At 46.7% G+C, this 22,730-nt stretch carries 15 protein-coding genes; 10 read left to right on the top strand and 5 right to left on the bottom strand.

Annotated features, from left to right (window positions below):
* Positions 1-44 precede the first annotated feature (44 nt).
* Positions 45-809, bottom strand: coding sequence for a tRNA isopentenyl-2-thiomethyl-A-37 hydroxylase MiaE (locus COW15_RS13405; RefSeq protein WP_293633028.1), 765 nt, complete (start codon positions 807-809; stop codon positions 45-47).
* A gap of 278 nt (positions 810-1,087) precedes the next feature.
* Here COW15_RS13405 and COW15_RS13400 point away from each other — a divergent pair, with 278 nt between their 5' ends.
* A complete protein-coding gene (locus COW15_RS13400) occupies positions 1,088-1,684 on the top strand; it encodes a Yip1 family protein (protein WP_293633027.1) in 597 nt (198 codons plus the stop codon).
* A 165-nt stretch (positions 1,685-1,849) separates the two neighbouring features.
* Here COW15_RS13400 and glnS read toward each other — a convergent pair whose 3' ends face one another.
* The 3 genes from glnS to COW15_RS13385 form a co-directional block, all read right to left on the bottom strand.
* Positions 1,850-3,520: a glutamine--tRNA ligase gene (glnS, locus tag COW15_RS13395; protein ID WP_293633026.1), complete on the bottom strand. Its 1,671-nt coding sequence runs from the start codon at positions 3,518-3,520 to the stop codon at positions 1,850-1,852.
* A 189-nt stretch (positions 3,521-3,709) separates the two neighbouring features.
* Positions 3,710-6,004, bottom strand: a complete 2,295-nt coding sequence (gene feoB, locus COW15_RS13390; protein ID WP_293633025.1) for a Fe(2+) transporter permease subunit FeoB — start codon at positions 6,002-6,004, stop codon at positions 3,710-3,712.
* Entirely contained in the window at positions 5,997-6,236 is a 240-nt protein-coding gene (locus tag COW15_RS13385) for a FeoA family protein (RefSeq protein ID WP_007647118.1), read from the bottom strand. The genes feoB and COW15_RS13385 overlap by 8 nt, the downstream gene beginning before the upstream one ends.
* A 423-nt stretch (positions 6,237-6,659) precedes the next feature.
* On the opposite strand from COW15_RS13385, the gene COW15_RS13380 reads away from it, so the two are divergent.
* The 9 genes from COW15_RS13380 (at position 6,660) to COW15_RS13340 (ending at position 21,149) form a co-directional block, all read left to right on the top strand.
* Entirely contained in the window at positions 6,660-7,625 is a 966-nt protein-coding gene (locus tag COW15_RS13380) for a DmsE family decaheme c-type cytochrome (RefSeq protein ID WP_293633024.1), read from the top strand.
* A 13-nt stretch (positions 7,626-7,638) separates the two neighbouring features.
* The gene (locus COW15_RS13375) at positions 7,639-9,777 is read left to right on the top strand and encodes an MtrB/PioB family decaheme-associated outer membrane protein (RefSeq protein ID WP_293633023.1); all 2,139 of its coding nucleotides are present in this window, start codon (positions 7,639-7,641) and stop codon (positions 9,775-9,777) included.
* A 35-nt stretch (positions 9,778-9,812) separates the two neighbouring features.
* Positions 9,813-11,732 carry an OmcA/MtrC family decaheme c-type cytochrome gene (locus tag COW15_RS13370; RefSeq protein WP_293633022.1) on the top strand — a complete coding sequence of 640 codons (1,920 nt, stop codon included), beginning with the start codon at positions 9,813-9,815 and terminating at the stop codon, positions 11,730-11,732.
* A gap of 248 nt (positions 11,733-11,980) precedes the next feature.
* Complete coding sequence (locus tag COW15_RS13365; protein WP_293633021.1) at positions 11,981-14,155, top strand: OmcA/MtrC family decaheme c-type cytochrome; 2,175 nt, start codon at positions 11,981-11,983, stop codon at positions 14,153-14,155.
* A gap of 330 nt (positions 14,156-14,485) precedes the next feature.
* Positions 14,486-16,438 (top strand): OmcA/MtrC family decaheme c-type cytochrome, encoded by a 1,953-nt coding sequence (locus COW15_RS13360; RefSeq protein ID WP_293633020.1) that lies wholly within the window; start codon positions 14,486-14,488, stop codon positions 16,436-16,438.
* A gap of 68 nt (positions 16,439-16,506) precedes the next feature.
* Positions 16,507-17,508, top strand: a complete 1,002-nt coding sequence (gene mtrA, locus COW15_RS13355) for a decaheme c-type cytochrome MtrA (RefSeq protein ID WP_293633019.1) — start codon at positions 16,507-16,509, stop codon at positions 17,506-17,508.
* A 12-nt stretch (positions 17,509-17,520) separates the two neighbouring features.
* Positions 17,521-19,608: an MtrB/PioB family decaheme-associated outer membrane protein gene (locus tag COW15_RS13350; protein ID WP_293633018.1), complete on the top strand. Its 2,088-nt coding sequence runs from the start codon at positions 17,521-17,523 to the stop codon at positions 19,606-19,608.
* Between the two features lie 194 nt (positions 19,609-19,802).
* Positions 19,803-20,408 (top strand): hypothetical protein, encoded by a 606-nt coding sequence (locus COW15_RS13345; RefSeq protein WP_293633017.1) that lies wholly within the window; start codon positions 19,803-19,805, stop codon positions 20,406-20,408.
* A gap of 69 nt (positions 20,409-20,477) precedes the next feature.
* Complete coding sequence (locus tag COW15_RS13340) at positions 20,478-21,149, top strand: uracil-DNA glycosylase family protein (protein WP_293633049.1); 672 nt, start codon at positions 20,478-20,480, stop codon at positions 21,147-21,149.
* Positions 21,150-21,223: 74 nt separating this feature from the next.
* On the opposite strand, the gene COW15_RS13335 is transcribed toward COW15_RS13340, so the two are convergent.
* Positions 21,224-22,714 carry a M4 family metallopeptidase gene (locus tag COW15_RS13335; RefSeq protein ID WP_293633016.1) on the bottom strand — a complete coding sequence of 497 codons (1,491 nt, stop codon included), beginning with the start codon at positions 22,712-22,714 and terminating at the stop codon, positions 21,224-21,226.
* Positions 22,715-22,730 lie beyond the last annotated feature (16 nt).

Genomic DNA, 22,730 nt, shown 5'->3' with positions numbered 1-22,730 from the left:
GCGGCTGGCCTTCACGCTGTTAACCCCATTAAGCATGGGCAAGGTTATAGGGGTTGCCCGCTATGAAACCGAAATTCATCATCCGCAGCCATAATCAGCTCAGCTTCCCGCTCACCAAAATAGGCAACCCGTTCACTGATATCTTCAGGCGAAACCAACTGCGCCAAACTTAAATAGTCTTCATAATGCCTCGCCTCTGAGCGCAGTAAAGACACATAAAACTTGCCTAATTCCGCATCTAAATAAGGGGCTAGCTTAGCAAAACGCTCACAGGAGCGAGCTTCGATATACGCTCCGACAATGAGTTTATCCCTCAGGATATCTTTTTCATGGGTGGTCACATGGCTCATCATGCCCTTGGCGTAACGGCCAGCACGAATATTTCGGTAAGGAATGTGTCTGGCGTGCATCAATTCCAATACTTGCTCGAAGTGATGAAACTCTTCCTTAATCAATCGGATCAGAGGGGGAATAAGGTTCTGCGCAAATGTAAAGTGTTCATTAGGCAGCAACTGTGCGACCAATTCATTCTTTTTTACATCGCGGGCAAGAAATTGCTCAATATTGCGATCCTTAAGATAAACAAACTCCTCGTAGGGTTTAGCCCAAGTTAATAACGAGCGGCCGCTGTCCTTACTCAAGGCATAACGTCTTAACAAGAACATGGCGGTCTGAGCGGCCTTTAACTCGCAGTTACAGTGGTCTATTAGTAACTCATCTAAAGAAGCTTCTGCACGTGCGATATCAATCCAAGTTTGGGGCGTTTCACAACGAAGAAATCCATGAATAGGGGCCAATAATTGCTGCATAGCTCAGTCAACCTCATTAAAAAATCACGCTATTTTACGCATATTTAGCCATAAGCTATAGCATTAGCTTTCAGTAAACTTGACGGCCTGAACTTTTTGTTCAATAAATAATCTACACTCTAAAGAACTGAGATCCGGATCACTAAGACGGATCCCAAGGGTGAAACCAATTGTGATTTAAAAGGACAGGAGATCATTTTAATCACAATTGCGGAGCTGTTATCAGCTCGTCTGACGTTTGGCGAGCCATTCATCAATGCTGAACAAGGATAATTATAATGATACTGAATCACTTAATGGGGCTATACACTCATCCTAAACAAGAGTGGCAGACGATTGAAAAAAACCATGAAGCACTCAAAAGTAGCTTAAGTCATGTGTTACTTATTGCCTTAATTCCTGCAATTTGCAGTTATATTGCCACGGCATATATAGGCTGGAATCCTGGGGCGGGCGATCCTATTTACCTTACCCCTCAAAGCGCGATGTTTATGTCAGCGGGCATGTATCTAGGCCTGATTGGCGGTGTGTTCGCTCTCGCCTATTTAGCCTATTGGATGGCAAAAACCTTCGATGCACAACCAACTTATACGCAAGCATTAGAGCTTGCTTCCTACACAGCAACCCCTTTGTTTATGGTGGGGCTCGCAGCACTATATCCCGTACTCTGGTTTATTATGATTGTTGGGCTGATTGGTTTAGCCTATTCGGTCTATTTGCTCTACGCTGGCGTGCCTATCATTATGAATATTCCTGAGGAGAAAGGCTTCATCTACGCCAGTTCTATGGTTACTGCGGGTCTTGTGCTCCTCGTGGGATTAATGGCTGCGAGTGTTATCCTTTGGAGTTTAGGATTTGGACCTATGTATCAATAACAGCGAAAGCCTATTGGCACTCGATTGTCCTATTCCGTGAAAATAAAAAAGCCGTAAAAATAAAAAAGGCCCCTAGATAACATCTATGGGCCTTCTTGTATATGTTAGCCATCGAGCTTAACTTAGCGCTCGATCGACAGATTAGCGCAACGCTTATTCAAACACTTATTCGAAAGAGTCACGCAGTGCAACCGTGAGGTTAAAGACTAAATGCTGTGGTGTTGAGTCTTTATTATCGGCACAGAAATAACCTTCACGCTCAAACTGATAAGCTTTTTCTGCTGGTGCATTCGCTAGGCTTGCTTCAGCAAAACCGTGCACCACCACTAATGATTCAGGGTTTAGTACTTCATCCACAGTCTCAGCCGCTGCTGGATTGGGATCGGTAAATAAACGCTGATAGAGACGGAATTCAGCAGGCTTGGCAGTAGATGCCTCAACCCAGTGGATCACGCCTTTGACCTTACGGCCATCAGCAGGATTTTTACCTAAGGTTTCAGGATCATAAGTACAGTAAACCGTAGTGATATTGCCTTCGCTGTCTTTGTCACAACGCTCAGCTTTAATCACATAGGCATTACGTAAACGCACTTCTTTACCTGTGACTAAACGCTTGTATTGCTTGTTGGCTTCCTCTTTAAAATCAGCTACATCAATCAATATTTCACGGCCAAAGGCGAGTTCACGAGTGCCCATGCTCTCATCATTGGGATGAGCGGCCGCTTGAATGTACTCAAGCTCACCTTCGGCATAGTTTTCGATGATCACTTTTAATGGACGTAACACGGCCATCGCTCGCGGTGCATGTTCGTTCAACTCTTCACGAATACACGCATCGAGCATGGCCACTTCGATCATATTATCTTGCTTAGTGATACCAATGCGCTGACAAAACTCACGAATGGATGCTGGCGTATAGCCACGGCGACGCAAGCCCGCAATGGTTGGCATACGTGGATCGTCCCAACCTGAGACGAGTTTGCGAGTCACCAGATCGTTTAGCTTACGCTTGGACATCAAGGTATATTCGAGATTCAAGCGGGAAAACTCGTACTGACGGGTACGGTTTGGCACTTGAAAATCATCTAAATTATCCAATACCCAGTCGTATAAGCGGCGGTTGTCTTGGAACTCTAACGTACATAATGAATGGGTAATATGTTCCAAAGCATCGGAAATACAGTGGGTAAAATCGTACATAGGATATATGCACCACTTATCACCCGTTTGGTGATGATGTGCAAAGCGAATGCGGTAAATAACCGGATCGCGCATACACATAAAGGGCGATGCCATATCGATCTTGGCACGCAGCGCACACTCACCTTCTTTGAATTCACCCAAACGCATTTTTTCAAATAAACGCAGATTTTCTTCCACGGAAGTATCGCGATATGGGCTATTTTTGCCCGGCTCTCTTAGAGTGCCACGGTATTCACGGGTTTCATCGGCATTCAAGAAACATACATAGGCCAAACCTTTATTGATCAGTTCCACCGCATATTGATGTAACTGGTCAAAATAATTAGATGAATAACGAACATCACCATCCCATTGGAATCCAAGCCAACGCACATCCGCCTGAATAGAATTAACATAATCTATGTCTTCTTTTTCAGGATTGGTATCGTCAAAACGTAAATTGCATAGACCTTTATAGTCACGCGCTATACCAAAGTTTAGGCAAATAGACTTTGCATGGCCTATATGTAAGTAGCCATTCGGCTCTGGCGGGAAACGGGTCTGCACACTCGTGTGCTTACCGCTCTGCAGATCCTCATCTATGATATTACGAATAAAGTTACTCGGACGTACTTCAGTGTCCACATGACTCATGGAATTCCTCTTTGCGAACAATGGCAATTTTAAGAAAACCAGCATGATCCTACAGATCACTACTAGTTACAATGCCTAGTGTTAAAAACTCTGGCTTTTAGGCAGTCTGGGGTTATTGCCGTGATAGTAAAACAATAAAAGCAGCCATGAAAGCTGCTTTTATCTCTGTCTTCATTGGGCTGGTATGTCTTATTCAGTAATGATACGGATCCCAGGAATGATCTGCTGCGTTCTTTTTCCCTTATGTTTAAGCCAAAGGTAGAACCCCGCTAAGGCCAATAGGAAGAAACCAATCCACAGGCTCGATTGTAGCGGATGCGCACTAAAGGTCGCCCCTTGGTACACTATGGTGGCCGAGCCATAGGCCAATGCAAAAGTCCAAGTCGCAGCAAAAGTCGCCCAGCGAGAACCAAATTCGTTGACTAAAGCCCCCATAGCCGCAACACAAGGCGTGTAGAGTAAGATAAATAATAAGTAGGAGAACGCAGCAATCTTAGTGGTAAAACCCGATTGCAACGCGCTGAACGTGGTGTTCTCTACGCCCAATGTTTCAGCTGCAGCCTGGGTGGTTGACACATCGCCTACGGATAATTTAAGGGGATCTTCTAAATCCAAACCAAATAAATTGGCTGGGATCGTTGCTAAGGCCTCTTTAAAGCTATCAGCCAACGGTGTCAAACCATCGTCACCCGCAGCGGCATTGCTATATAAGCTATTAAGCGTGCCCACGACGGCTTCTTTCGCAAAAATACCCGTAATAATCCCTACGGTGGCAGGCCAGTTATCCTGCTCGATTCCCATGGGGGCAAATATTGGCGTCACCTTTTGACTCGCCACACTCAATAATGAAGCTTGGCTATCCTCGTGGCCGAAGGTGCCATCAACACCAATGGCATTGATAAAGTTTAATAGGGTCACCACTAACACTATGGTTTTGCCCGCACCGAGAATAAAGCTCTTAGTCCGTTTCCCCGTACGCACCATGACCGCCTTAAGCTTAGGTAATTCGTAACTGGGTAGCTCCATCACCACCGCGCTGCTAGTGCCCGGCAATAAGGTGCTTCTTAGCAATAGGCCAGTACCAATCGCGGCAAAAATGCCCAGAATATAGAGTAAGAAAACCAAGTTCTGACCCGAATCAGGGAAAAACGCCGCGGCAAAGAGTGCATAAACGGGTAAACGAGCACCGCAGGACATAAAGGGCGCCATCATGCCTGTGACAATACGCTCACGCTCACTGCCTAAGGTACGTGTCGCCATAATCGCAGGCACTGAACAGCCAAAGCCAACAATCATAGGCACAAAGGCTTTGCCTGGCAGACCGATACGGCGCATTAAACCATCGACCACAAATGCAGCACGGGCCATATAACCTGAACCTTCAAGCACCGATAAACCGAGGAACAGTGCGGCAATCACCGGAATAAAGGTCGATACTGTTTGAATTCCTTGGCCAACACCACCCGCCAAGATAGTGACCAACCAAGCTGGAGAGCCCATGCTTGTCAAGAATGAGCCGAAGTGATCGACAAAAAGTGCGCCAGCAAACACATCGAAGAAATCGATAAAGGCACTGCCGATATTGATGCTGAACATAAACATCAAGTACATAACAAATAAAAATACCGGAATGCCAAGTACGGGGTGTAACACCAGCTTATCTAATTTGTCGGTCAGTGTCAGAAAGTCATCCGCTTTCACTGAGCTTTTGAACACACGTTCAACAAAATTGAATCTTGTGGTAGCAACCATCACTTCAATATCATGGCCTTGCGAAGATATTTGTGCAGTGCAAGTGTTCACTTCATCCTGCAGTTCGGCATTCTTGCAGCTACCGCAGCCCGACCCATTTCCGAGCATTGCTAAGGCTCGGCCGCGGCTTAATTGGGGATCTTTGCTGCAAAGTAAACTCACACCCGCTTCAATTTGCGCATCATACTTGAGCATTAATGGTGCTTCAGACACTTTGCCTTGGAGCAAATCCAGCACTTGCGCTTGTACTTTAGCGACATCGGCGCTATCCCGAGAACAAACCCCGATAACGGGACACCCCAGCTCTTGGCTCATCTTCTGCACATCGACTTTGATGCCGCGTTTGATCGCCGCATCAATCTTATTGAGCACAACCACCATAGGAATCGCGAGTTCTCGCAGTTGGGCCGTAAGGTATAAATGTCGCTCTATGTTAGTAGCATCGACTAAATTGATAATGCCATCAACCCGTTGTTCGGCTATATATTGTTGGGCGATTTGCTCGTCGAGGGAACAATCACAACTGCTGCCCGCGGGCAATAAATCATAAATGCCGGGCAAGTCAGTCAAATACACATCAGCACCATTTAAGGTGAAATGACCGGTTTTTTTCTCAACCGTCACACCTGACCAGTTACCGACCTGCTGATTCGCGCCAGTCAGCGCGTTAAAGAGTGTCGATTTACCCGCATTAGGGTTACCGACGGTGACGCAATGAAACTGCTTAGTCATTCGCCTTTTCCACCTCAATGATGTCTGCCAAGTCTCTGCGCATACAAAGTTTACTACCACGAATATCCAATTCTAAACCTGAGCCCATAGGCGCACGTCGGATCAAAGCAAATCGCGTATTCGGCGTGATCCCCATGGATAATAATTTGCGCTTCACTGTCTGCGGCAGATCTAATCGCCCGATTTCAGAAATAATGCCACGATCACCGGGACTGAGTTCGCTTAACTTCATTATGTATTCCACCTTGCAACCGCTTCAGCTTGAAAACTGTGTCCATTGTAACTGAGCCATAAACCGAATAATTTTACCTAGATCAATATTTTTGACTGGTAACGATAATAATTTTCAATTGTGTTGGGTATTATGTGACAAAAATCCCCATGAATAAACGGCCTGCAGAAAATAAAAATCCATATTCAGCCTCATCCACTCCCAAAGTTAAAAAGAAGGTAAACAAACAGCCACCGAACACGAGTGTGACCCAAGTCACATTTAGTCATTATAACCAGCGAAATCATCCCTCTTTACAGTCAAAACCCCGCCAAAATGTTAAGCGGTTGTCATAAAGATGTTCTAATATTAATCAACTTGATTGGGCTAAATTAGCAATATCGAAAGCTTGGAAAATAACAAATAAAACGCACTCGGGAAAAGATGAACATGGATATAAGGCTAAAGTTCAATAGCATAGTGAAAGCTATGTTTGCTGTTATGTTGGCAATAGTGAGCCTTTCGGCCCCGGCAACCCCCTGGGATGATAAAAGCCCAGAGGAAGTTGTAGCAACATTAGACAAAAAATTTGCCGAAGGTCAATACTCTGCGAAGGGGGCAGATACTTGCCTGATGTGCCACAAAAAAAGTGCCGTGGTAATGGCAATATTTGATGGTGTGCATGGCAACCCCACTATAAAAGACTCCCCGATGGCAGATTTGCAGTGTGAGGCCTGCCACGGTCCGCTCGGCACCCATAATAAAGGAGGCAAAGAGCCAATGATTACCTTTGGCCAAGATTCTCCGGTACCTGCTCAAAAACAAAATAGTGTCTGCATGAGCTGCCACAATGACGACCAACGCATTGCCTGGAAAGGTAATCACCACGATAACGCCGATATCGCCTGCAGCAGCTGCCATCAAGTTCATACAGCAAAAGATCCTATCGGTGATAAGGCCAACGAAGTCGCCATCTGTAGCCAGTGTCATACCCAGCAAAAAGCCGACATCCACAAACGCTCTGCCCATCCGTTGCAGTGGCAACAAATGGTGTGTAGCGATTGCCATAACCCCCATGGCAGTTTAAACGATTCAAGCTTGAAGCAAATGAGCGTGAATGAAAATTGCTATAGCTGCCACGCCGAAAAACGGGGGCCCAAGCTATGGGAACATGCCCCTGTCACAGACAACTGTGCTAATTGCCATAACCCCCATGGTAGCGTCAATGAGGCAATGTTAATTAGTAAGCTACCCCAGTTGTGTCAGCAGTGTCACGCTTCCGATGGTCATAGCAGCAATGCTTACTTCGGCAATCAAACCAATGCCTTCACCTCGGGCAATTCCTGTATGAATTGCCATGGGCAAATACATGGTTCAAACCATCCATCGGGCAAGTTACTACAGAGATAACAAGGGAATGATCATGCAAATAGCTAAAATGTCTCATCATAGCGCTTGTTTTTCACTCACTTTGCTTGCTTGGGCGATAAGCAGCGCCCTCACTCAAGCCCATGCCGAAGGCTATGAGCTACAAAAAGCCAATCGCGATAACATTAAAACTGCGGCATGGAGTTGTAAGCAATGCCAACCTAAAACGGGCCATACTGGTGAGGTAAGTGCCACCCTCGCCTACAATGACGGCGAAGACAGCCGCTTCGGAAATGTGACAGGTACGGATAAGGATGGCCTCGTTGGCGCCGTCGGTGCCGATATGCAGTACAAAACACCGACGGGTTATCAAACCCAACTCGTTATCGATAACTTAGGTTATGATGCAGGCTCGGCCAAACTCTCCACTGGAAGACCGGGTAACTACCAAATCAACTTAGGTTATCGAGGCTTAGCAAACTATAACCACAATCAGTTAAAGAGCCCCTATGTTGCAGAACAAGATAAGATGCTGTTACCCGATAACTGGGTCACGGGCGGCACCACGCAAACTATGCCTATGTTGCAGAGCAGCCTAGTTAATCAAGATTTGAGCCTGCAGCGGGATCGCTTCACACTCGGTGGTTACTATGCGGGCAAAATGTCATCGAACAGTCAGTATAAAGCCTCACTAAGCTACCAACATGAAGACCGCAGCGGTGCAAAAAAAACCAGTGCTAATATACTCACCAATAGTGTGATGCTCGCTCAACCCATTGATGACAGTAACGATCAAGTCGATGCTAGCATTTATTTTAGTGGTACGGGTTGGCAGGCTGGTATCAATAGCCAGATGAGCCAATATAAAAATGATCACCAGGCATTGCAGTGGCAATCGGCTTACACACCCACCTTTGGTGCCGCATATATAGGGCAGAATGCAGTTGACCCTGACAATAAGGCCTATCGAGTGGCAGCAGAAGCCTCCGGTGGTGCCAATGGTCATAATGTGCTCATGCACACAGGTTTTAGCCGCATGTCCCAAGATGAGGCATTTGTCCCAGCCACTATCAATGGTCCCTCGCCTGTATTACCCACAGATAGCCTAGAAGGCCAAGTGGATATCCTCGAGATGATCCTGAAATATTCAGGGCGGATCACCCAAGATTTCAGCGTACAGGCAAGCTATAACTATCAAGATAGGGACAATAAAACCAAGAAGTTAGACTTTCCACAGGTTATCACCGACAGTTTTCACCAGGGCACGGCGCAAAACAGCCTCTATGATAAACAAACCAAAAAGTTCGAACTTAAAGGTAAATACCGTTTTACATCATCGGCCTATGCCGAAGCGGGCTACATTCGTGATGAAAATGATTACTCCGAGCTTGATCGGCAATCCGTCGATGAGTACGGCGTATTTGCTAAACTGAGTTATCGTTATTCGCCCACTTGGTCGGCCTGGTTAAAAGGAGAAGCACTGGAGCGGGATGGGAGTGAATACGATCCGGTAGCAACAACCCAGAGTCCCAGTAACCCTTGGCTACGTAAATCCTATCTTGCGGACAGAAAAAGACAGAAAGTCACCTTACACACAGATTATCAAACTGATATTGGCCTCTCGCTGGGCGCCAGCTTACACAGTGTCGATGACGATTATCACCATACCCAAGTGGGTCTCACTCAAGTGTCCTACCTAGGTTATGACGTATCGGCACAATATGTCGTCAGCAATGATCTCAGTTTAAATGCCTACCTCAATCAAGATTGGCGCGACTCTGACCAAGCGGGGAGTAACACCTTCTCTACCCCCGATTGGTACAGTACATCCGAAGAGAAATCCACCCTTATTGGCGCAGGCATAGTCTATCAAAATCTATTCGATAACCACCTCGACATAGGCTTGGATTATAGCTATTCGAATGGTCAGAGTGACACAGACGTCACCTATGGTATCACCAGTCCCTACGGCGACTACTACACCCGCAAACACAATATTAATGCCTACGCCAAATATAAGTTTGCCGAGAGTATGTCACTGCGTGTCGATTGGTTATTCGAGAAATATCAAGATGCGAACTGGCAAAACCAAGGCACTACGTGGGATAGCACCCCCAATGTGCTCAGTTTCGGCGATATGACCCATGACTATAACGCCCATTACCTAGGCTTGACCTTAAGCTACCAAATGTAACTTAGGTATTTACAGCGTATTCCAAGGATAGAAATATGAACAAGTTTGCAAGATTTAGCACTCAATTCAGTCTGATGCTGGCCTTTGTCACCCTATTTACCGCCTGCGGCGGTGATGATGGAAAAGATGGAAACTCAGGTGAGCCAGGAAAGCCCCCAGCGCTTACTATTACCGATCTAAACCTGATAGTGGACAAAGTCACCCTGCTGGAAGGCATTGCTCAAGTTGACTTTCAAGTGAGTAACCAAGATGACGAGGCCATTATTGGTATTCCATCGGCCACCTTTATCGCTGCGCAATTGCTTCCACAAGGTTTTACGGGGGCCGGGAATAGCAGCGAATGGCAACACTTTACCGCCGAAACCTGTGCGACAAGTTGCCCAGGTACCTTCACAGATCATAAAAACGGTCACTACAGTTACACCTTCAGTGCACCGTTTAATGGCATGAATGGGGTGACGTTTATGCCCGAAGCGACCCAAAGAATGGTGGTCAAAATCGGCGGCGATAAACTTGCCGATAACACGCCCTTACCCATTACCAATCAACACTATGACTGGCAATCATCCGGACAGACTGTCGCCTACACCCGCAACTTAGTCACCATAGAAACCTGTAATAGTTGCCACAGCAATCTTGCTTTCCATGGCAGTAAATATAATCAAATCGAAACCTGCGTCACCTGTCATAACAGCAAAAAAGTCAGTAACCCAGCGGATATTTTCCCACAAATGATCCACAGCAAGCATTTAACCGGTTTCCCGCAACCCATCAGTGATTGCCAAACCTGTCATGCCGATAATCCAGCGTTAGCCGAACAGCAAAACTGGCATAGAGTCCCCACAATGCAAGCTTGCGGCGCCTGCCACACACAAATTAATTTCCCTGCAGGAGAAGGTCATCCAGTACAAATGGATAACAGCAATTGCGTGGCTTGCCATAACGCAGAGTGGACTGCAAATGTACACAGTGATGAAGATCAAACCGCTGCACTCATGCAGTTTAACCCTAGCATCACCAGTGCCAGTATGGATGCCAGTGGAACTGTCACAGTCACCGTTAAACTGATAAACCCAACCACAGGCACCGTCTACAGCGATAGTGCAGATAAGCTAAAATTTATCAGTGACTTAAGGGTTTATGCCAACTGGGGAACCAGTTTTGATTATACCACTCGCTCTGCCCGCTCGATTAAACTGCCGGAATCCGCCCCAGTGTCAGGCTCGAATGGCATTTATACCTATACGATTTCGGGTCTTACTGTGCCTACGGGAACTGAAGCGGATCACGGCGGACTCGCAATTCAAGGCCGAGTCTGCGCTAAAGACAGGGTTCTGGTGGACTGCAGTACTGAACTAGCAGAAGTACTAGTGATTAAAGCCAGCCACAGCTATTTTGATATGGCAGCATTAAGCACCGAAGGACGCCGTACCGTCGTTAGTAATGCAACCTGCGGCAATTGCCATGGCGATCAAAAGCTTAATATTCACGGCTCACGCAACGATCTCGGTGGTCAATGTCAGCTATGCCATAATGCCAATATGCTGGCCGATGCCACGGCGGCAAACCCTTCCACCACGTCATTTGACTTTAAGCAGTTGATCCACGGTATTCACACCAGTCAGTTTGCTGGCTTTGAAAGTCTAAACTACCCAGGAAAAATAGGTAACTGTGCCCAGTGCCATGTCAAAGATGCCGCGGGTATCTCTACGGTTGCCTTGCCGCTAAATGAGGCTGTACAACCCCTAGCCCTCAATAACGGTACATTTACCAGCCCTATTGCTGCGGTGTGCAGTAACTGTCACACCAGCGATGCAACCCATAGCCACATGATGCAGCAAGGTGCAATGTTTGCGGGAACCAAAGCCGATGCAACCGCAGGCACCGAAACTTGCACTTTCTGTCATGGACAAGGTGCTGTGGCCGACGTACTAAAAATGCACCCAATAAACTAACCCTCTGATGCTGGTCCAAAAGACCAGCAACTGCAGATATAAAAGGAACTCATACTATGCAGTCATCTACCCCTAAAGAAATAGTCAGATCTCAGTCACATTACCCACTTAAAATGACTGATAAATACCAGTGACTTAGTTAGCCTTACAGATGGAAAACTAATTCCACACATCTTATACGGGTAATGAGATTTATTCTTATCTACCAAAGTGTTTGATGATGATTACAACTATTGCAGGGAAATATCATGATGAAACGGTTCAATTTCAATACCGCAACAAAAGCGATGTTGGGTGCCGGTTTACTCTCTCTACTACTCGTCGGTTGCGGTGGCGATGATGGTAAAGATGGTGAAGACGGTCAACCAGGAGTTGTCGGTGTAAATATCGACTCTACTTCGACACTTAAAGCAAGTTTTACCAATGCTACGGTCGATGCGGGTAAAGTGACTGTTAACTTTACATTGGAAAATGCTAACGGTGTTGCCGTTCTTGGTTTAACGAAAGATCACGACATACGTTTTGGTATCGCACAGCTGACTCACGTTACTGAAGCAACAGCCGACCCAGCGAAACCTGCTGATCGTGGCTTCCAATGGCAAGCCTATATCAATGCCAAGAAAGAGCCAGGCACTGCGCCAACTGGCGTCGATAATTTAAACCCTTCGGCACAATATCAAGCTAACGTCGAAGCTGCCAGTAAGTGTGATACATGTTTAGTAGACAATGGCGATGGTAGTTATAGCTACACCTATCAGACTAATATTGCGAATATAACAGAGCCTTTAACCGTCACTTATAATGCAGACGCGACTCAAAGAGCTACGTTAGAACTTGAATTACCGCAATTAGCGGCAAATGCTCACTTAGATTGGCAACCATCAACAGGTAAAACAGAAGGCATTCAAACTCGCAATGTCGTTTCAATCCAAGCTTGTTACACCTGTCACCAACCTGAAAGTCTAGAATTACACGGTGGCCGTAGAGTTGATATTGAGAACTGTGCATCTTGCCATACTGCGACCTCAGGCGATCCAGAGTCAGGTAATAGCATTGAATTCACTTACATGATCCATGCTATCCACAAAGGTGGCGAACGTCATACCTTCGATGCAACAGGTGCAGAAGTACCAGCTCCTTATAAAATTGTAGGTTATGGTGGTAAAGTCATTGACTACGGCAATGTCGGTTTCCCATTAAAACCTGCGGTTGAGTGCTCAGCTTGTCACGTTGAAGGAACTGGTGCGCCAGCCAATGCTGATCTATTTAAAACCGATTTAAGCAATCAAGCCTGTATTGGTTGCCATACTGAAAAACCATCTTCACACCACAGCAGCACAGATTGTACGTCTTGCCACAATGCTACCGAGCCTTACGGCGGTACTGGTAGTGCGGTTAAGCGTCATGGTGATGTACTGAAAGCCTATTCTGAAACTAAAGCCATGGGCATCAAATTCAGTAATGTTGGCGTAAATGACACTGGTAAGATCACCTTTGATGTACAAGTTGTTGATAAAGATGGTAATGCTATCGATAAAGCCTTTGTAAACCAAGATTCACGTGTCGTAGTTGCATGGGATTCTGATAAAGATTACCCAAGCTATGCTGATGCATCTTACAGTGCTCGCCGTATTCAGTTGAAAACGGGCGTCTACAATGAGGCAACGAAAGTTTACTCTATAGTAGGAAGCAGTTTTAATTTACCTGCCGATGCAAACGGTAAAACATTCGAACTCTGGTCAGCATTAGAAGTATGTTTCAACAATGGTGGCTACGGTGTTGCAGATGTGGTTATGACTGATTGTGCTACAGCTGATGTACGTAAGGTTCCTGTCAAAGAAGCACCATATCACTTTGTCTGGAAAGATACTGGTGTTGATAGCTCTGCAACAGCCAAAACCCGCCGTGAAATCATTGACCCAACTAAGTGTCAAGGTTGTCACAATCAAGAAATCCACCATTATGACAATGGTGTAAACTGTCAGACTTGCCATACTTCGGATAAGACCTTGAAGACAGATTCAAACTATCCAGGTGGCAAAATTCCAACTAGCTTTGCTTGGAAGGCCCACGAGCGTGAAGGCCATTATCTGAAGTATGGTGGCGTTCAATCAGGTACTGTACTAAAAACTGATTGTTCAACCTGTCACACAGATAAAGGTATTACCTTAGGACGTGCTCCAGAACGTGCATGGCGCTACGGTGATATCAATAACAATGGCGCTGATATATGGGTATCCTCTGATGCTGGCGCTTGTTTAAGTTGTCACCAGAAATATCTGTCTGATTCTACTAAATCTCACATTGAGACTAACGGTGGTATCCTAAATGGTACCAGTGCAGCCGATGTTCAAACTCGTGCATCGGAAAGCTGTGCCGTTTGCCATACACCAACTCAATTACGTGAAGTTCACGGTAATTAGTCATAACACTTAATAAAGTAAAGTGACCATTTTAGAGAGAGGTTAACACCTCTCTCTTTTTGTTATTGCAACGCCAAAAACCGCTGTTTTTTTGATCTAAAATCATTTTTCCCACTTGGTTTAACTACCTCTTTAGAAATAGAAAGATCCAAGTCACACATTAGCAAAGGCCTTGAAGATTTTAAGTGCATGTTAGGTTAGCCTTTCCTTGGGGAATTCTATTTCCAGCATCAACTTAAGTCGCCTCTAGTGACCAAAAACACAGACATAGAATCTGTCGGATCTAGAACATAAAAACTTAAGCAATGCCAAACCTATGCAGGGAAAAAAATGATGAACGCACAAAAATCTAAAATCGCACTGCTGCTGGCAGCAAGTGCAGTCACTATGGCCTTAACGGGTTGTGGTGGCAGCGATGGTAAAGATGGTAATCCCGGTGAACCTGGTGGCGAACCCGCTCCAGCGATTCAAACCCTTAATTTTACCTTTAACAAATCAGTTGTGACTAACGGTGTGCCTAGTGTTGAGTTCACCGTCACCAACGAAGATGACTTACCTGTGGTGGGTCTGCAAAAGATGCGCTTCGCCGCAGCACAGCTGATCCCGCAAGGTGCTACGGGTGCGGGCAATGCCTCACAGTGGCAATACTTTGGCGATGAAACCTGTGATCTTGCCACCACTTGCCCAGGCACTTTTGTTGACCAGAAAAACGGTCACTACAGCTATACCTTCAATATGAACCTGACCGCAAACACTAAGGTCACCTACAATGCACAACTAGCCCAACGCGTCTTGATTCGTGCCTATAACACTCCATTGCTCGATGGTACTCAAGTCCCTAACAGTAATGCCTTTGTCGACTTCACCGCCGATACGGGTGCCGCCCCCACATACAGCCGCAAAATTGTCGCCACTGAAAGCTGTAACACTTGCCATCAGGACTTAGCTAATGTGAAGCATGGCGGTGCTTACTCAGATGTAAACTACTGCGCGACTTGCCACACCGCAGGCAAAGTGGGTGTAGGTAAAGAGTTCAATGTTCTCGTTCACGCTAAACACAAAGACCTGACCTTAGGTTCATTGGAAAGCTGCCAAAGCTGTCATGCTGCAAACGATGCCGCGCCAGATTGGGGTAATTGGTCACGTATTCCAACTGCCGCTACCTGTGGAAGCTGTCATAGCACAGTGGACTTCGCCGCAGGTAAAGGCCATTCACAACAGCTGGATAACTCCAACTGTATCGCCTGCCATAATAGCGATTGGACTACAGAACTTCACACTAGCAAGACCGCGGATAAAAAAGCAGTTATCGCTCAGTTAGGCATGTCAGCCACACTGGCGGGTCAAGCCGATGACACGGCAATATTAACCGTATCTATCCTTGATAAAAACGGTCAAGTCATGGATGCCGTAGCAGTTCAAGACAAGATTAAACGCTTAGAAACTATCACCAACGTCGGCCCTAACTTCCCAATCATGGGTTACAACAAGAGCCCAGGTAGTGGTGCGGCAAAAATCGCAAAAGACTTAGTCAAAGATGGTGCACTGCAAGAGGGTGTAACCTTAGTTGATGGTAAGTTCGTCTTCACCACACCTGCACTGCCCTTTGGCGCGGGAGATACAGATACCGCCTTTACCTTTATCGGTCTAGAGATGTGTAACTCTGGTACAAGCCTAAGCGCATGTACCGCTGATAGCGCAACGACCAGCATGAAAGCCGAGTTAGCGTTTGGTACTAAATCCGGTAATGCACCTAGCATGCGCCATGTAAACTCGGTTAACTTCAGCACTTGCCAAGGTTGTCACAGTGATAGCTTCGAGCTTCACAAGGGTCACCATGCTGGCTTTGTGATGACAGAACAAGTATCACATGCCAAAGATACCAATGGTAACCCCATAGTCGGTGTGGATGCTTGTGTGGCCTGTCATACCCCTGATGGTACCTATGCGAGCGGTGCAAACAAAGGTGGTTTCGAGATGAAACTGCATGTGGTTCACGGTGAGCAAGGCGTGATCAAAGAATGTACCCAGTGCCATAACGACTTCAACTTAGATGCATTCAAAGTGAAAGGTGCACTGGCAACATCGGCGGGTAAATACACCACCCCAATCACGGCAACTTGTACTTCATGCCACGCGCCAGAATCGATTGGCCACGGCTTAGAAAACATGGGCGCGATAGTGAATGGCGACTATGTTCAAGCCAACCAAGCGGCACAGTCAGAAACCTGTTTCTACTGCCATACCCCAACAGTTGCAGATCACACTCAAGTGAAAATGTAATTTGCCCAAGCAGGGGGAGCTCGCTCCCCCTTTCTGGAATTTTGTTGGGACAAATTGGGAAGCCTATTATGAAGAACAGCCACAAAATGAAAAACCTACTGCCGGCATTGGTCATGTCGATGGCAATGTCTGCCGTCATGGCATTATGCATCGCACCGAGTGCTCACGCCTCGAAGTGGGATGAAAAAATGACCCCAGAGCAAGTGGAAGCGACCCTAGATAAGAAGTTTGCTGAAGGCAACTACTCACCTAAAGGCGCCGATTCTTGCTTGATGTGCCATAAAAAATCCGAAAAAGTCATGGACCTGTTCAAAGGTGTCCACGGTGCCATTGACTCCTCCAAGAGCCCAATGGCAGGCCTACAATGTGAGGCCTGCCACGGCCCTATGGGTCAGCACAACAAGGGCGGCAACGAGCCCATGATCACTTTCGGTAAGCAATCGACCTTAAGTGCCGACAAGCAAAACAGCGTGTGTATGAGCTGTCACCAAGACGATAAACGTATGTCTTGGAATGGCGGTCACCATGACAACGCCGATGTTGCTTGTGCCTCTTGCCACCAAGTACACGTCGCCAAAGACCCAGTGTTATCTAAAAACACTGAGATGGACGTCTGTACCAGCTGCCATACCAAGCAAAAAGCGGATATGAACAAACGTTCAAGTCACCCACTCAAATGGGCGCAAATGACCTGTAGCGATTGCCATAATCCCCATGGGAGCATGACAGATTCCGATCTTAACAAACCTAGCATCAACGAAACCTGTTACTCCTGCCACGCCGAAAAACGCGGCCCAAAATTGTGGGAGCATGCACCCGTCACTGAAAATTGTGTCACCTGCCATAATCCTCACGGTAGTGTGAATGATGCCATGCTGAAAACCCGCGCACCGCAGCTGTGTCAGCAATGTCACGCCAGTGATGGACATGCCAGCAATGCCTACTTAGGTAACACTGGTTTAGGTTCTAACGTCGGCGACAATGCCTTTACGGGTGGAAGAAGCTGCTTAAATTGCCACAGTCAGGTCCATGGTTCTAACCATCCATCTGGCAAGCTATTACAGCGCTAAGGAGACGAGAAAATGAAATTTAAACTCAATTTGATCACTCTGGCGTTATTGGCAAACACAGGTTTTGCAGTGGCCGCCGATGGTTATGGCATCAGTAATGCCAATACCGACAAAGTCAAACTCTCCGCCTGGAGCTGTAAAGGTTGCGTCGTTGAAACCAGCACATCCGGCACCGTCGGTGTGGGTGTGGGTTATAACAGTGAAGACGATATTCGCTCGGCCAATGCCTTTGGTACCTCCAATGAAGTGGCGGGTAAACTCGACGCCGATTTAAGCTTCAAAGGGGAAAAAGGTTACCGTGCCAGCATTGAAGCCTATCAACTGGGCATGGATGGCGGCCGTTTAGAGGTGAATGCGGGCAAACAAGGCCAGTACAATATCAATGTTAACTACCGCCAAATAGCCACCTATGACAGCAACAGCGCGCTAACGCCTTACTCTGGTGTCGGTAGCGACCATTTGACCCTGCCCGATAACTGGATTACCGCCGGTTCGAGCGGCCAAATGCCACTATTGATGGATAGCCTGAACTCACTGGAGTTATCACTCAAGCGTGAACGCACTGGCTTAGGCTTTGAATACCAAGGCGAATCCCTGTGGAGCACCTATGTAAATTATATGCGTGAAGAAAAAACCGGTTTAAAACAAACCTCAGGTAGTTTCTTCAACCAGTCGATGATGCTCGCCGAACCTGTGGATTACACCACAGATACCATAGAGGCTGGCGTTAAGCTTAAAGGCGATCGTTGGTTCACTGCACTTAACTACAATGGTTCTATTTTCAAAAACGAATACAACCAGCTCAATTTTGATAGTGCATTCAATCCAACCTTTGGTGCCCAAACCTCCGGTGCTATCGCCCTTGACCCAGATAACCAGTCGCACACAGTGACATTAATGGGTCAATATAACGACAGCACTAACGTGTTATCGGGTCGCATACTGGCAGGGCAAATGAGTCAAGATCAGGCCTTAGTCACGTCAGGCTATGGCTATCAAGTGCCCACAGAAGCCGTGGATGCCAAAGTGGATCTGCTCGGGATGAACCTCAAAGTCGTCAGCAAAGTGAGTAACTCACTGCGCTTAACCGGTAGTTATGACTACCACGACCGCGATAACAACACCCAGATCGAAGAATGGACCCAGATCAGTATCAATAATGTCAACGGTAAGGTGGCCTATAACACCCCTTACGATAATCGCAGTCAACGCTTCAAAGTGGCCGCAGATTACCGTATTACCCAAGGCATGAAGCTAGACGGCGGTTATGATTTCAAACGTGACGAACGTGACTATCAGGACCGTGAAACCACGGATGAGAACACTGTTTGGGCACGATTTAGAGTCAACAGCTTCGACATGTGGGACATGTGGGTTAAGGGCAGCTACGGCAAACGTGATGGCTCGCAATATCAAGCCTCTGAGTGGACATCGTCTGAAACCAACAGTTTGTTACGTAAGTACAACCTAGCGGATCGTGACAGAACCCAAGTAGAAGCCCGCGTCACTCATACGCCGATTGACAGCCTGACCCTCGACTTCGGTGCCCGTTATGCCTTCGATGATTATACCGACACTGTGATTGGTTTAACTGAGTCAAAAGACACCAGTTATGATGCCAATATCAGTTATATGATCACCGCAGACTTACTGGCAACGGCCTTCTACAACCACCAAACCATTGAATCTGAACAGGCGGGAAGCAGCAGTTACAGCACCCCAACTTGGACTGGCTTCATTGAGGATAAAGTGGACGTCCTTGGCGCAGGTATCAGCTACAACAATCTGCTAGAGAACAAGTTACGCCTAGGACTGGATTACACCTATTCAGACTCCGACAGTAACACCCAAGTCAGACAAGGTATCACAGGCGACTATGGCGATTATTTTGCCAAAGTACATAACATTAACTTATACGCTCAATATCAAGCCACCGACAAAATGGCGCTGCGCTTGGATTACAAAGTTGAGAACTATAAGGACAATGACGCCGCCAATGATATCGCCGTTGATGGGATCTGGAACGTCGTAGGTTTTGGCAGCAATAACCATGACTACACGGCGCAGATGATCATGCTCAGTATGAGTTACAAACTCTAGCGCACGGTTCGCTGCAAGCCAAAAGCCCGCTGCTGCGGGCTTTTGTTTATTTAAGGATTATGCCAGTACAAAAGCTAAATTCTTGAATAAGATCAGACTCTGGTGCAAAAATCCGCCCATAAAAAGCTTATTCCTTGAATTTTAAATCACTTTAGCGGATCTTAATTCAATCTTTTCGTTAATCGTCTAAAACCATGTCGAATCATTTTTCGCACGCTCAAACTCAACGTTTGGCATCTATACCCGCATTACTCGGGCTAAGTTTACTCCCAGTGCCCGCCATTGCCTTCGATCCCTCGGGTGGCACCGCCAGCCTATTTGTCATTTTAGGCCTAGGTGGCTTTACCTTAATCAATCTTCTTTTACAGGGATTATTTTTCTTTGCCGGCTGCTATCGCAGCCGTACATTTGCCAAGCGCCATGTTCTCAGTGCCTTACTTGTGCCGCTGATTGCCCTCGCCCTTGCCATCTATGACCACAGGGGCTGGAGCGATTTCGCCCTCAATGTCGGCATTATCTGCATAGGCACAGGGCTGATCCTATTGCCACTGCAACTCAATCAACTCGATAAAACCGCCCATGCTAAAGCCGACTGGATCCTCAGCCTTGGGGCGTTAACAATGTTAGGCCTAAGCTATATCATTGCCCCTCTAGCACTTTTTACGATTATCGTTGCCCATATTGGCTTAGCCTCTACACCGAAACAAATACCTAAGCTTTTAAATTATTTAGCTTTAGTGAGTGGCTATGGCCTATTTGGCTACTGGCTATACCAAACGCTAGTCTTATTCCAATCCTAACTGGCTTACCTATTCATTATGGTGAAACAAACACAAAAGCGACCGCCGGATCCTATAGGCTTAACCGCCATGGACACGCTATTGCTAAAAATCAGGGCCTGCACACTCTGCCAGGCCCATTTGCCTTTGCCAGCTAAACCTATTTTGCAAGCCAGCAACCAGGCACGGATCTTAATTGCTGGCCAAGCACCGGGGATTAACACTCACCATAAGGGCATTCCTTTTGATGATGTCAGCGGTGAGCGGCTACGCAATTGGCTAAATGTCACCCGGGAGCAATTTTACGATCCCGCCCTATTTGCCATAGTGCCAATGGGGTTTTGTTTTCCGGGAAGCATAGAGAAAAACGGTAAGAAGCAGGGCGATAAACCACCGCGCCCCGAATGCGCCGCTATTTGGCATAGGCAACTACTGGCGCTGATGCCACAAATAGAATTAGTCGTGATCCTCGGCCAATACGCCATCGATTACCACTTAACCGCTAATCAGATTGATACCGCCGCTTTAGATACCCAGACAAAAATAAGCCCTGATGCCACGACTAATACTCAAGCAAAAACGAAGGCAAAGAGCATCACAGTGACTCAGGCAACGGCGCAGTGGCAGCAATATTGGCCTAAGTTTATCGTGTTACCCCACCCTAGCCCACGCAATAACCTCTGGCTTAAGCAGCACCCCGAGTTTGAACGCGATATGCTGCCAAGGCTGAGGCAAAGGATCGCGACATTGCTCGAGGTTTAACTTTCCCTATCTAACTAAAAAGCCTCGAGCTATTAACTCGAGGCTTTAGTCTTAGGCTAAGTAAAATCAACCCATTATTGGCAAATCACACCCACAGATGAAAATGCAGAACTCACATCGGCAACCGAGTAACCATAATCACTTGCCGCAGTTTGCACACCACAGGCAGCCTGATTAAAGTTTGATGTTGGATTCCAATACAGCTGGTTTGCTAATACAAATACATCGAACGCTTTACGGGTATTCCAGCCACTTTTGCTCGCTAACAGATAGAATGCTTTGTTATACACGCCGGATGAGTAATGCACATCCATACTGCTGGTATAATCGGCAGCATCACCGATAGAGCGACCATCCAGTGTGGGGTCATTCATATAACGTAGCGCCCCCGAGCTTTTAACTATGTCATAGCCCACCTTCCAATCGTTACTGCCGCGCATATAATACTCAGCCGCTTCACCCGCCATATCAGAAAATGCTTCGTTAATCCCGCCCGATTGGCCACTGTAATTCAAACCTGAGTTTTGCTCAGTAAAGCCATGACTCACCTCATGGGACGAGACATCTAAACTCACCAAGGGATAGAAATAACTGGCTCCATCCCCAAAGGACATGGCCGCCCCATCCCAGAAGGCGTTTTCATAGTTGCGACCATAATGCACCCGCATTTCTAACTGGAAAGTCAATGGTGCTGTGTTATACCAATCCTTATACATGTTGAAAATAACCCCACCAAAGTAGTGGGCATCGTTTAGCGGAGAATAGGCACCATTAGTCAACTTGTAGGTATTTTCAGGGCAGGTAAAAGAGTAAGTCGTGCCACGGCGAGTGGCATTCGCCATGTTGACTGTCTTCACATTGGTATTTTGCATAGTGCAAACACCATTAGACTCACTCACCTTAAGCGCACCAAAATCGCTACCGTAATAGTACTGGCCAATCTTACTGTTACCACCCGGTCCAGTTGCATCAAAAGGAATGCTGGTACCGCCACCCGAACCACCGCCGCCGGGCTTACCCCCTCCTTTGGCGGTCATGATCTCGTTCCAATGCCTAATGACATCACCCGTTTGTGCGTCCACAAAACCCGTGGGGCGCAAGAGAGTGTCATTTTGATCACTCAAATAAGAAACGCGATAAACCAGTCTAGGAATTGAATCTTCCATTAAAATAACCAGTTGTACGTCTTTTTTGCCTGATGCTGCAGACCCAGGGTACAACTTATTCAAGGCAGCAATTGCTTGCCCTTGGGTGATCCCCGCTTCCACGGAAAAATCATCCCCAATTTGCGCAACGTCGCCCATGGCGGTTTGCGCTAATCCCTCATGGCTCACAACCAAATGATGCCCGTAGACCAATACATCATTGTAATATTGTTGTTCTTTGGTTTTTTTCTGCCCGCGAGCCGTAGTAATCGCCTTAGTTTCTTTGAAACTATGCCCTTGGCTTAATCCTGCCGCAGACTGAAGCGATTGACCATGATTGACTTTTATTTCAACTGCTTGTGCTTGTAAGCTACTCGCTATGCAAATAGCCAGAGCCGAAGGTAAGGTATAGATCTTCATTATCATGTCCTTTGTC

The sequence above is a fragment of the Shewanella sp. CG12_big_fil_rev_8_21_14_0_65_47_15 genome, from assembly GCF_002783505.1.
GTDB lineage: Bacteria > Pseudomonadota > Gammaproteobacteria > Enterobacterales > Shewanellaceae > Shewanella.
This window is presented reverse-complemented; position numbering and strand designations above follow the sequence as displayed.